Annotated in this window: 9 protein-coding genes; 6 read left to right on the top strand and 3 right to left on the bottom strand. The window is 41.9% G+C overall.

The genetic code is table 11. The features are described 5' to 3' along the window. Nucleotides 1-23: 23 nt before the first annotated feature. The 6 genes from NQ488_10090 (at nucleotide 24) to NQ488_10065 (ending at nucleotide 9455) form a co-directional block, all read left to right on the top strand. Entirely contained in the window at nucleotides 24-2363 is a 2340-nt protein-coding gene (locus NQ488_10090; protein ID UWN94925.1) for a phospholipid carrier-dependent glycosyltransferase, read from the top strand. Next, nucleotides 2363-3877, top strand: coding sequence for a glycosyltransferase family 39 protein (locus tag NQ488_10085; GenBank protein UWN94924.1), 1515 nt, complete (start codon nucleotides 2363-2365; stop codon nucleotides 3875-3877). Before NQ488_10090 ends, NQ488_10085 begins: the two co-directional genes overlap by 1 nt. Nucleotides 3878-4027: 150 nt before the next feature. Continuing rightward, a complete protein-coding gene (locus NQ488_10080; protein UWN94923.1) occupies nucleotides 4028-5239 on the top strand; it encodes a hypothetical protein in 1212 nt (403 codons plus the stop codon). A 132-nt stretch (nucleotides 5240-5371) separates the two neighbouring features. Beyond that, complete coding sequence (locus NQ488_10075; GenBank protein ID UWN94922.1) at nucleotides 5372-6703, top strand: Na+/H+ antiporter NhaC family protein; 1332 nt, start codon at nucleotides 5372-5374, stop codon at nucleotides 6701-6703. Between the two features lie 222 nt (nucleotides 6704-6925). Next, a complete protein-coding gene (locus NQ488_10070) occupies nucleotides 6926-7945 on the top strand; it encodes a magnesium transporter (protein UWN94921.1) in 1020 nt (339 codons plus the stop codon). A gap of 154 nt (nucleotides 7946-8099) precedes the next feature. Next, nucleotides 8100-9455 carry a methyl-accepting chemotaxis protein gene (locus NQ488_10065; GenBank protein ID UWN94920.1) on the top strand — a complete coding sequence of 452 codons (1356 nt, stop codon included), beginning with the start codon at nucleotides 8100-8102 and terminating at the stop codon, nucleotides 9453-9455. Nucleotides 9456-9534: 79 nt separating this feature from the next. On the opposite strand, the gene asnB is transcribed toward NQ488_10065, so the two are convergent. From asnB to NQ488_10050, 3 genes are read right to left on the bottom strand one after another with little or no spacing between them, the layout of a single operon-like run. After that, nucleotides 9535-11388 carry an asparagine synthase (glutamine-hydrolyzing) gene (gene asnB / locus NQ488_10060; protein UWN94919.1) on the bottom strand — a complete coding sequence of 618 codons (1854 nt, stop codon included), beginning with the start codon at nucleotides 11386-11388 and terminating at the stop codon, nucleotides 9535-9537. Further along, entirely contained in the window at nucleotides 11376-11972 is a 597-nt protein-coding gene (locus NQ488_10055) for a dipicolinate synthase subunit B (protein UWN94918.1), read from the bottom strand. The genes asnB and NQ488_10055 overlap by 13 nt, the downstream gene beginning before the upstream one ends. 40 nt (nucleotides 11973-12012) lie before the next feature. Continuing rightward, nucleotides 12013-12867, bottom strand: a complete 855-nt coding sequence (locus NQ488_10050; protein UWN94917.1) for a dipicolinate synthase subunit DpsA — start codon at nucleotides 12865-12867, stop codon at nucleotides 12013-12015. Between the last annotated feature and the right edge of the window lie 135 nt (nucleotides 12868-13002).

Genomic DNA, 13002 nt, shown 5'->3' with positions numbered 1-13002 from the left:
CTGACAGGAATGGGGAGAGAGAGTTGGCTTCAACATATTACGCAATTGGAGTTATATTTGTAATTTATATATGGGTATATTTCTGGAAAGACAGATGTACTTCCAAACAATATAATAACAGCGACAGGTTCAGCCGCTTCATGTGGTATGCGGTTACAAGATGTGCAGTACTGCTGATGTCACCTGGGAATATTAAAGGAAAGCTTATATGTGTTACGGTGGACGCGGTTGTATATGTGGTTCTTAATATCGCAGCAGGTAATGTTGCCATGCAATATATTTTCTGGCCGGGAACAATTATAGCGGCAGCATCCGGAAGCATTAGAAGAGCAGCATACATACTGGCTGCGGAGATTTTGCTTGCAGGATATTTGTATATTGTCAGGTCAGTGCCTGTCAGAATTAAGAACGGAACTGGTTTGTACTGCTTTAGCGGAATGGCAGTGCTTATGTTCTTTTTTGCGAGGGATATTGATGGACAGTATATCGGAATGCTTGCAGATAACAGCGGAAATGCGCCAATGCTTCTGGTGTTTTCGATTCTTCTGATGGTTGCAGCACTGGTGAGTGTATTGATAGGAATGTCCGGTAATGATTTGAGAATATTGCAGCTGCAGACACAATCAGCAGGTTCCGGTGCCACTGGCAGAGGCTTATTGGACTGTGGCTTTTCAGGCTTTAAGTGCGTGGATGCCCTGATAATGATAACAGGTACGTTAGCATTTTTTATAATGGGAATTACAGGGCTTGGAACGCATACGATACCATCAAGCCAGCTTCACATTCAGGCTGACAGGAACAGGGATGTGGTGCTTGATTTTGGAAGAGATGTAACGATATCAAAAGTAGAGATATTTCTCGGATATGAAGGTAAGCGAACGGTTTCATTTTCAAAGCTTGAGGATGATGCATGGAATGTCTTTAAGAGCAGACAGGAAGTTACAGCTGCATACTGCTGGAATGAGATTAAGCTTGACAGCACCCAGAAAGTGCTTGGCTGTGTATTTCTCGATAATGATGCATATGTTGGTGAGATGATATTCTTTGATGACAAGGGTAATAAAATCCTTCCGCAGAATGCAGGTGCATATATGAAACTGTTTGATGAGCAGGCGCTTTATCCTGAGGATGAGACATATTACTACAGGACTATGTTTGATGAAGTATATCATGCAAGGACGGCATATGAATTTGCCAATGACCTGCCGATATATGAGAATACGCATCCACCGCTTGGTAAGACAATAATCTCAATTGGAATAAAAATGTTCGGAATGAATCCGTTTGGATGGCGTTTTATGAGCGTTGTGTGCGGCAGCTTTATCGTTACGCTTGTGTATGCATTTGCACTGAGAATCACCGGAAGCAGGGAATGTGCAGTATTTGCAATGCTTCTGCAGATGACAGAGTTTATGCATTTTACGCTGTCGAGGATTGCCACAATAGATATTATGGCGGCGGTATTTATCATTGCAATGTTTTACTTTATGACTGCATTTATGCAGACGGAAAAAAGAGCATATCTTCTTTTGGACGGAATTGTATCGGGTGCCGCAATTTCTGTCAAGTGGACGGGAATATATGCGGGGGCAGGGCTGGCAATTATTTTTCTGCTGTGGTGCCTGAACAAGAAAAATACTCTGGGAAGCAATGATGGCATACTGAACAACAAAGTCATTAAAATGAACAAAGATTGCGGCCGGAACGCATACTGGCTAAGGCTTGGGGCTGAGTGCCTGGCATGCTTCATAATTATTCCGCTTATCATATATACACTCTCATATGTCCAGTTTGCGCAGGTATATACAGATAAAAATGCTATAGAGCATGTTATCTCTAACGGAAAGCTTATGCTTTCATACCACAGTAAAACTATATTTGAGCATCCGTATGCATCGGAGTGGTATGAGTGGATATTTGACAAAAAGTCACTGCTTGATGCGCTTACGGTTAATAGAGACGGAAGCATAAGCAGTGTTGCAACTTTTGCGGGGCCTGTCGTGTGCTGGGGAGGCATTGTGGCATTTTTTCATCAGATATACAGATGGAGTGTAAAAAAAGACCGCGTATCGGCAATGCTTGTTATTGCGTATGCATCTCTGATAATTCCGTGGATGTTTGTTAAGAGGACTGTGTTTATATATCATTATCTTACCTGCCTGAGTATTCTTGTGCTGATGATATCATATTCGGTAAGGACAGGAATCAGGGATGGTTCAAAGCGGAAGAAAGTCATGATTGTGACAGCAATAATATCAATTGCGCTTTTTGCGATGTTTTATCCTGTATTATCAGGAGCGGATGTGCCGCGTGAATATATAAATGCTGCACTCAAGTGGCTGCCGGGATGGAGGTTTGTGTGATGAATCAGATTAAAAAAACATCTGTCGCGACAGCAGTTATAGTGATTACTGTTATAGCTTCGTATGTCGTTGCACATCTTACCGGAGCGCAGCAGAGCCGGTTATATATAAAGATTGCCATGTGCATGGCTCTTGCATTAACAGCAGTCATAGCTTCCGTTAATGTCAGAACTATGACATGCCGTGATATCCATTATTATGATGTGATTATTATTGCAATTATGGCAGCCGGAATAATAATGAGGATTGGATACATGCTTTATACGCCATGTAATATAAGACAGCATGATCTGTGGGGATTTGATGCTGATGCAGGAGGCCATGCGGCGTATATTCTTAACCTGATGCAGTATCACAGGCTGCCTTTAAGCAATAAACTTCAGTTTTACCAGCAGCCGTTCTTTTATATTGCTGGAAGCCTGATGTCATTTGTTGTTAATTCAATTCTTAATACTTCATCGGCGTATGAACTTGCTGATGCTGCAAGGACAGCGGCATGTACGGCATCATGTCTTATGCTGCCGGCATCAGATGCACTTTGCAGAGAATGTGGCATAGGTGGCAGGGGACGTGTTATCTCAACAGCATTAGTGGCATGTTCGCCTGTATTCTACATGACAGCCGGAATGCTGACACCTGATTCATTAAGTACACTGCTTATGGTACTTGCAGTATTGTACACAATAAAATGGAGCAATGACTGTTCGTGGAAGAATACAGTATTATTGGCAGTTATATACGGACTTGGCGTCATGACCAAGGTATCTGTCGGAGTGATTGCACTGTTTACCGCAGTTGTGTTTGTAATCAGGCTTGTAAAGACTGTTAAAACAGACGCAAAACAATGGAAAATGCTCATGCTGCGCTATATAGTATTTGGCTTAATAAGCCTGCCGCTGGGATTATGGTACAGCGTTCGTAATTACAGGATGTTTGGTCAGCCTCTCGGATATGTTCTGGATATAGGCGGAAGCCGCTCTAAGCTGTATACGGGAGACCGTTCGATAGCAGCAAGAATATTTACATTTTCAATTGATAATATTATGAAAGGTCCATATGCGGATGTCTTTAATGACTATAATGCACCTGCATATTATCTGAAATCATCACTTTTTGGTGAATACAGATATGAAGTTCCGGCAATAATTCCGGCAGTACTTCTGTTTGCAGCGTTGTTTATAACATTTATTGCAGTGGTTGCTTTTATTTATCAGTTGATACATCTGAAAAATAAAAGTATTGCATATTATGCCGTACCTGTTGTAAGCGTACTTATGTATGCGAGCGTTACGTATTTCTATATGAAATATCCTTACGGATGCAGCATGGATTACCGCTATATGGGGCTGTTATCCGTTATGGCGGGTGCAGCTCTTGGCAGAATGTGTGAGAATACTATTGAAATCAGATTCAGAAACATAGTCATGAATACCTGTAAACTTAATAAATATATCGTATTCATGCTGACAGTATTTTGTCTGGCATCAGTTATTATGTATGTTATGGTTCAGTGATGTGAACCGAAAACATTTGACTGATATTAAAAATGATATTTAGCTGCATTAATAATTAAAGCGTTGCCTCTTAATGCAGATAAATATAAATCCCGGCAGGTCAGTATGCCGGAGGGGAGTACCCCTGAATAAGTAAAAGGAGGATTAATAATGAGCAAAAGAACTAAAAAATTACTGACGTATTTTATGGCGGCAGTACTTGCGGGAGGCGGACTTGTAAGCTCGCTTAACGCAGGACAGGTCAAAGCAGCTGATATGTACGATGTATTCATCGGCAACAGTAAGAGGTATACCGTCGGCTGCGCAGAAGATTGGCGCATAGTGCTGGAGGCACCGGCTGATGAGTTTAAGTCAGTTGCTGTCGATGGCAAAGTGGCACCTGAATATGCGGTTAAGTCTGTTAAGGCGGTTGGATATCCGGAAGGATTTGAGCCTGAGGTACCAGCAACAACAGAGGCACCTGCAGTAACAACAGAGACCCCGGCAGCGACAGGCTACAGCTATTTATCTTCGAATGCCGTAGCAGTCTTTGCGGCAGCACCTGAATCAGGCAGCGCAGCTGCATCAGCGTATAAGTGTACAGAGATTATTCTTAATTCCTCATGGATTGATACTATTGGTACCGGAAAGCATATGGTTACATTAGCTTTTGATAACGGAAATGCATATGTAGGAATTGTTGTGACAGGCTCTGATAAGCCTGAAGAAAGTACGACTGTAGCTTCAACAGAGAGTACGACTGCAGCTTCCGGTGATTCTGATGATACAGACAGTGATGATTCTTCATCAGACAGTATTAATGTAAGTCAGAAGACGGATTCCAATGGAATTATAATCCAGAAGTTCAGTTTTAAAAACGGAGCATTGCCTGAAGATACAGTATGGATGATAGGCAATATGTCAGATGACGACATTGTGATGCTTAACAATAATGGAATTAATGCAAAGCTTGGATGGGACATTAACCCATATTCGGGCGGCGTGAGAGCGCAGGTAGCACCTGGATATAAAGTTAATGTACAGTTTGCACTTCCTTCTGATTTAGCATATATTTCTACGGCTGAGTACAAGATATATGACCTTACTTACAATGTATATCAGGATGCTGTGATTAATAATGGAATTGTTTCATTTGATGCGTCACATTTCAGTAAGTATGCATTGGTAGAGATGACAGCAGGTTCAGGAAGTGCTGACGGCAATGTTACAGATAACGCATCAGAAAGCACAACTTTGGCAGGTGCACAGGTAACAAGCCCTAAGACAGCAGATACAACAGGAGTTGTATTCTGGGCACTTTGCATGGCAGCGGCTATCGGTGCATTTGTTGTAACATTTGCAAAGGGCAGACAGTGTAAGTAATCAGTCCTGGAAAAATCAACTCAATGAAAATCAAATCAACAAAGAATAAGTTGAGAACAAAAAATTAATAATGTATAATAGGCAGTATATGTTTGCAGCACGGTTGTGTCATCAGAAGAAATGGAGATTGTTATGAAAAAATCCAATATAGCAGCATTGCTGCCTATTTTAGTATTTTTAATACTTTACCTTGGAACAGGAGTATTATTTGAATATGTACTGAAGATTCCGATGGGATTCTATAATATACCGATTGTAGTGCCGTTTATGATAGCAATATTTGTTGCATGCATGCAGAACAGAAAGGCCTCATTTGATGAGAAACTTCAGATAATGGCGAATGGTATGGCTGACAAAAATATAATCACAATGCTTCTTATATTTCTTACGGCAGGTGTATTCGTAGGAGTTGTCGGAAGAAGCAGCGCAGAGAGCGTTGCATATTTTATGTTGTCGGTTATTCCAGGAGAATATGCTGTCGCAGTATTATTTGCAGTTGCATGCTTTGTATCAACGGCTATGGGAACTTCAGTTGGTACGATTACACTTATAACGCCTATAGCAGTTGCAGTATCGGAAGCATCAGGCTTTGACATGGCATTGTGTGTAGCATCTGTAATGGGTGGTGCAATGTTTGGAGATAATCTGTCATTTATTTCTGATACGACAATAGCAGCATGCAATGGCCAGGGATGTAAGATGAAAGATAAGTTCAGGGAGAATTTTTTTATAGCACTTCCGGCGGCAATCGGAGCGCTTATTATAATACTTGTGCTTTCATTCAGAACTGACATTGCAGGAGGCGTCCGGCATAACTACAATCTTGTACAGATAATTCCTTATGTACTTGTTATGGCAGGAGGAATTGCCGGATTTAATGTATTTGCAGTATTGATTACAGGCATTCTGTCGGGAATATGCATTATGCTTATTACCGGACATATGGGAATTGCTGACATTGTGGCAGGAATAGGCTCCGGTGTATCTGGCATGTTTGAGACGTGTATGGTTGCGGTGCTGGTGGCTGCAATGTGTGCGCTTATACGCGATAATGGCGGCTTTGAGGCTCTTCTTGGAGGAATAAGGAAGATGTTTAAAGGTAATAAAGGCGGACAACTTGGAATAGGGCTGCTTGTAGGCGCAATGGATATTGCGACGGCTAATAATACCGTTGCAATAGTTATGGCGAATCCCATTGCACTTGAGATGGCTGATAATTATGGGATAACTCCAAGAAAATCCGCATCGCTGCTTGATACATTTTCATGTATAGCCCAGGGAATAATCCCTTACGGAGCACAGATGCTTGTAGCCATCTCAGCTGTGGCAGAACTTGGATATGAGATATCTGCGATGCAGATAATACCTAAGCTTTATTATCCTATGCTGCTTTTTGTCAGTTCAGTTATATGGATTTTTTTGATTCCGGGGGTTGACAAAAATAGCAGGCAGAGGATAAAATAACATGACTTTAAAGAAGTCGGAAGGAAGGTGCAGCAAATGGACAGTTGCGATAGTAGTTATCGAAGTTGGAACATGAATTATAATTCGGAACACGCTACCGGTCTGCGGTTTTATTTGCTGCGGCTGGTCTGATTGTTGTGTCTGATTTTTTTCATGCTCCGTACAACGGGGCATTTTTTTTTGAAAAATACCTCGTAATAACGGAAAGAGAGGTATGGAATTATGATGACAAAGTACATTTTTGAAGAAACACAGATTGGAAGCCACATTACTACAAACTTTATCTGTATCGACAGAACTGATTCTGTTAAGGAAGCAATGAATCAGCTGCTTGTGCAGGCCAGGAATCACGATAACATTGAAACACTTTATATTATTGAACCGGACGGAACTTATTACGGAATACTTGAACTTAAAAAACTTCTTGCAGCAAAAAAAGAAGACAGTCTGGAAACACTTATTGTAAGGGATTACCCTTATCTGTATGCTGATGAAGAGACTGAGGACTGTGCTTCGGAACTTAAGGAATATGAGGAGGACTCAATTCCGGTACTTGACAGGGATAAGCACATAGTCGGAGTAATTACGGCTTCTGAGACCGCTAATATTATTGATGATGAGCTGGGCGATGACTATGCCAAGCTTGCCGGTCTTTCGGAGGAATCAGATCTGGATGAACCTATAACCGTAGGTATTAAGAAAAGACTTCCATGGCTTATACTTCTTCTGTTCCTTGGAATGGGCGTGTCAACGGTAGTAGGCGTATTTGAGAATATTGTGCAGCAGCTTACACTTATAGTGTGCTTCCAGTCACTTATACTTGACATGGCAGGTAATGTAGGTACACAGTCGCTTGCCGTAACAATCCGTGTGCTTATGGATGAGCATATCTCATTTGCACAGAAGATTAAGCTGATTTTTAAGGAAATGAGAGTTGGACTTGCCAACGGACTTATTCTTGGCGCAATGGCACTCATATTCATAACAGGATACATAATGCTTTTTAAGCATGAAAATATGATATATGCGCTGGCAGTAGCAGGATGCGTGGGAGCTGCGCTGATTATATCAATGGTGATATCAAGTCTTATAGGCACATTAACACCGATTATCTTTGATAAGGTAAATATTGACCCGGCAGTAGCATCAGGTCCGCTTATCACAACTGTTAATGATCTCGTTGCAGTTGTTACATATTATGGATTGGCAGGAATATTTCTTATTGAGATAATGCATTTGTAATTTTATGAATGCACGATGTATTTATGGTGCATTGAAATATATAACGATTAATATAGCAAATACAGCAAAATTGTGGTACTATTATCCTAATGATTATGTAAATTTGTACTGTGTATTGTATGAATGATTATACAATATGCTTGGGGGATAATATATGATATTACATGCAAAGAAACAGGATGACGAGACAGAGCAGATTATTTCCTATATGAATTCGGCAGCACGCAACGAATACATCTTTCCGGATGCGGCAGAGGAAGGCAGTAAGCCTCTTACCGAAGCCTATAGCCAGATGCTTAAGAAGTTTATCAATGCAGATAATCAGGTTGCAATGGACCTTAATAATGCAATGAGTGTTATAGGCAACAGCAGTAATGTCAAGTCACTGCTTGAGATTGCAGCTAACCAGAAGCGCTCTATAGCAACAATTGTGGAAGACAGTAAGAAACTTACGGATTCAATAGCTGAGAGTGAGAATATACTTGGCAACATACAGCAGAATGTGCAGGAAGCGGATGCACAGTCTGAGGAGTGCAGCAGAATAATGCGTGATACGGTTAACAGTGTTAATGGCAGTTACGAAGAACTGTTATCGTCCTGTGAGGCACTCGAAGGATTTAAGAAAAAGGCAGAACAGATTGATGACATAATGAAGCTTGTGGCCTCGCTCAGCACCAAGACACAGCTCCTTTCACTCAATGCCAAGATAGAAGCAACCAAGGCAGGAGAGTACGGAAGAGGATTCAGTGTGGTGGCTGATGAGATAGGCAGGCTCTCATCTGACACGCAGAAGTCGATGAGCAGAATATCAGAATATGTGTCTGCAATTAAAAGTGACATTGATGTGCTTGTTACGCAGATGAGCCAGCTTCGCAATACACTTGATGCATGTAAGGTTAATGCAGATGAGTCAGATAAGCATATAGCCAATATGGGTGACTCAATGAACTCGATAATGGATCAGATTGATGATGCATTTGCACAGACAACGACACAGAATGATTCCGCAAAGATATTTCTTGACCAGCTTGCCAATGTAGAAAAAGATTCGGAGTCGCTTATTGAGCACTGTCAGGATCCTGCAAGAGACATGTATACCATAAGCAGGACGATAGATAAGATCAGAGGTAATGTTGCAAGAAAGCAGGCGAAGCTTTCCAACAGCCAGTGGATAGATATATATATTGTTGACCACATGATATTTACGTGGAGACTTTATAATATGATTGCCGGATTTGAGACACTTGAACTTAAGAATCTTAACAGACCCCAGAGATGTAAGTTCGGTCTTTGGTATAATGCGGAAGATAAGGATTATCTGAGAAGCAATCCGGTGTTTGCTGAAGCAGGTCGTGTGCATGATGAACTGCATCATCTTGCAGTTGAGTGTTATAACGCTAACGAGAATGGTGACAAAGAGGCTGCCATGGATTATTTCCGGCAGGCACAGGAAGAATATGGAGTATATGCTGCGACAATGGAAAAAGTAAAGCTTTTGTTCAATGACTGATATAATATTAGGGCTGTGTATGCAGGCCTGCACCGGTATTTTATATGGTGCAGGTTTCCATACACAGCCTTTTTTGTTATCAGTATTCTATGCTTATATTATATTCACTGAGCCAGTAATTAACCTGAAGCATGTAAGCGAGCATCTGCGGACCGGCCATCAATTGTCCATACCATGGCCTGCCATAATCAGATGGGGCTTCAATGAATCTGTTTACTTTGGCAATATCGAGCAGAGTTCTTATTGGCGAGGCTGTGTCTGATACAACTTCACGGAGTTTGCCGGCAAGCATTTTCTCATAATAAGGGTCGTAAGTCTTAGGATAAGGACTTTTCTTGCGCCAGAGGACATTGTCGGGAAGGAGTCCGGCTGCGGCGTGCCGGAGAAGACCTTTGGTTACACCTCCGGCGCATTTCATATCCCACGGTACATTAAATACATATTCGACAATTCTGTGGTCTGCAAAAGGAACACGGGCTTCCAGACCGTTATACATACTTGTTCTGTCCATTCTGTCAAGAAGCGTAGCCATGAACCAGCGTATATTAAGATACGATATCTCACGGCGGCGGCGCTCTTTGGCGGAATCACTCTGAAGAACCGGAGTCTCGGCAATAGTCTGCCGGTATGCGTTATCAGCGTATTCTTCCATATTCAGGCTGTTTATCAGCTCGTCGTACAATAGAATCTGTCGTGCAGACATGTCATATGACCACGGAAATGCGTCCGTGGAAAATGCGTTCTCATTGTGAAACCAAGGATATCCTCCGAATATCTCATCTGCGCATTCACCGGTAAGCGTTACTTTATTATAATTTTTAACTTCGGAACAGAAATAGAGCATTGAAGATTCTACATCTGCCATACATGGAAGGTCGCGTGCCCTTACTGCTTTATAGAGGTAATCAGCATGCTGCCTGCTTGTGCATTCGAGAAAACGGTGCCTTGTTCCCGTATAGTCTGCCATCTCTTCCACATATGGGCGGTCACGGCTTGGCTGGAAGCTGTTTGCTTTAAAATAACGGTCATTGCCTGTAAAATCAAAAGAAAATGTATTGAGCTGTAATCCCTGTTTGTGGAGCTCTTCCGCACATATTGAGGTTACGATGCTTGAATCTACTCCGCCTGATAGAAATGTGCTTATCGGGATATCGGATAACATCTGCATTTTGATGGCATCTTTTATAAGCCATGAAGTTTTTTCAATGGTTGTTTCGAGAGAATCTGTATGTTCGTGGCTTTCGAGCTTCCAGTAAAAATGCTTATCACAGCGTTCATTTTCAAATGTTATACATTGTCCTGGCATGACTTCAAAAATATTTTTAAAGACCCCTCTGCCGTGTGTCCGGGCAGGACCAAGTGCAAAAACCTCACAGAGTCCGTCGCGGTCTATTATGTGTGGTATCCCAGGATATGCAAATATTCCCTTGATTTCAGATGCAAATACAAGAGTGTTTTCATAATGTGTATAAAACAGAGGTTTTACACCAAGTCTGTCGCGGAACAAAATGAGTCGGTTATGGTTTTCATCTAATATGGCGGCAGCAAATATGCCATTAAGACATTTGATAAAATCACTGCCATGGCGCATGTAGCCTTCAAGAATGACTTCTGTGTCACTGGCAGTGTCAAATGTGGCGCCTTCTGCCTTGAGTGCTGAACGGAGTTCTTTCATATTATAAATTTCACCATTATATGAAATTGCATATTTCAGTCCCCCGTGGCTCTTCACAAGTGGCTGCGAACCGTTAACGAGATCTATAATGGCAAGCCTCACATGCGCAAGGCCACAGCAATCGCACAGATATGTCCCGTTACCATCAGGTCCGCGGTGAAACTGTGTACGGTTCATGTCGTTGAGAATGCTGATCCAGTGCGGGGATTCCGAAGAATATCCACCGTTAATATTATAAAAACCGGCTATTCCACACATGGAGCACCTCCGATTACCGGCTGAATCTGGCGGCCTTCAAGAGCAGCCTCAATCGACGGAATAAGAAGTTCTGTGTGTGATATCATGGAATTAGGCTTTTTCCCGGGATTATCCTGTGCAAAAGGTATGAAGAATATGTGTTTTGTGTTCATAAGTATTCCTATGTTTTTCATATTCATGCCAAGAGCATCATTGGTTGACAGTGATATCAGGAGAGGCCTGTTATTGCGAAGATGAGCCTTGGCAGCCATAAGTGCAGGAGTGTCTGTTATCCCGTTAGCAAGTTTGGCTATAGTGTTGCCGGTGCAGGGAAGAAGTACGAGTATATCAAACATTTTTCCGGGACCTATAGGTTCTGCATCGGGAATTGTAAGTATTGGCGGATATCCGGTTATATCTGTGGCAAGCTTTAAGAACTTATCTGAACTGCCAAAACGGCTGTCTAATGAGGCGGCCGAATTAGAAAATATAGTTCTTACGGAAGCACCCTGCCGTACAAGACTTTCCATCTGTGTAAAAGTTTTTTCGTAAGTACAGAATGAACCTGTTATTGCAATTCCGATATTCTTTCCTTTTAAAGACATAAGTTAAGCTCCATTTCCAGGACGTGTAAACGCCTATATACTACAAATTATTACATTCGGATGTCAGTGAGTCTATTATTCCGGCGAGCATTATGCCGCTTGACATGGGGGCGTATTTCCCCGGAAGTCCGGGATACAGATGTGCATTAATACCGGCAATGCCGGCAGCGTTGAAATCTGTTCCTCCACCTGAGGCTATATCTATAATTGTGGTGTTTTTATTGAGCGTGCGTATTATGTCTGAGGTGATTATACCGGATGGGACAGTATTAAAAATAAAGTCGTATACGGCAGCATTCTGACCAAAACTGGATATTGTACGGCAGCAATATCCGAATGAGCCGGCCATAGCAAGTTCACGGCTGTCATTGGAATATATGTCTGTAATACAGTGCATGCCGCTAAGACGGTCTGCAATTGCGCGGCCGCAGCGACCGTAACCAAGGACTGCACAACGGCTTTTACACAGGTTAGCAGGACTTCCTTTTATGGCCTCACACAATGCGCCTTCTGCGGTTGCGATGGAATTATATATTGCCAGATTTTCATTTTTCATAAGGTCATATACAGACACATCTTTTGCAGTAAGTTCTGATTTAAGCTGTGGGCTTATGCAGCCTGCGATAAGATGCTGCCCGGGATGAAGCTGATTAACAAGCATCCGGATAGTTACATCAGTATTAGCAAGCTTTGACTCAAAAACGGAAAAATCCGATGTAATGGGAACCGGGCATATTATATATTTGGATGAACCGGCGGCTATCTCCCAGAATGCCGCATGGTCGGCAGTGCATTCGAGTCCAAAAGATATAACGCTGTGACCGCGCGATACAAGTTCATCGGCAAGATATACCTGTCTTTTATCTCCGCCGATAACAGCATATTCATAATCCAATATCGATGCTCCTTTTTGTCTTTATTTATTATATGCATGCAAGTTTGGTATTGGCAGCGAAAAAAATAAAAAAATTGACCTTTAAAAGACAACCAGAGATTATAAAACGGGGCGTTTTTGGTGATGAATAAACAA

This window comes from [Bacteroides] pectinophilus (assembly GCA_025146925.1).
Classification (GTDB): Bacteria; Bacillota; Clostridia; order Lachnospirales; family Lachnospiraceae; genus Bacteroides_F; species Bacteroides_F pectinophilus.
Note: the sequence above shows the minus strand (reverse complement) of the source record. Positions and strands in the feature narration are given on the sequence as shown.

Excerpts from the sequence above, each read along its gene's own strand:
- NQ488_10085 (UWN94924.1), top strand. The coding sequence starts at position 2,363 with ATGAATCAGATTAAAAAAACATCTGTCGCGACAGCAGTTATAGTGATT.
- NQ488_10080 (UWN94923.1), top strand. The coding sequence starts at position 4,028 with ATGAGCAAAAGAACTAAAAAATTACTGACGTATTTTATGGCGGCAGTA.
- NQ488_10075 (UWN94922.1), top strand. The coding sequence starts at position 5,372 with ATGAAAAAATCCAATATAGCAGCATTGCTGCCTATTTTAGTATTTTTA.
- NQ488_10070 (UWN94921.1), top strand. The coding sequence starts at position 6,926 with ATGATGACAAAGTACATTTTTGAAGAAACACAGATTGGAAGCCACATT.
- NQ488_10065 (UWN94920.1), top strand. The coding sequence starts at position 8,100 with ATGATATTACATGCAAAGAAACAGGATGACGAGACAGAGCAGATTATT.
- asnB (UWN94919.1), bottom strand. The coding sequence starts at position 11,388 with ATGTGTGGAATAGCCGGTTTTTATAATATTAACGGTGGATATTCTTCG.
- NQ488_10055 (UWN94918.1), bottom strand. The coding sequence starts at position 11,972 with ATGTCTTTAAAAGGAAAGAATATCGGAATTGCAATAACAGGTTCATTC.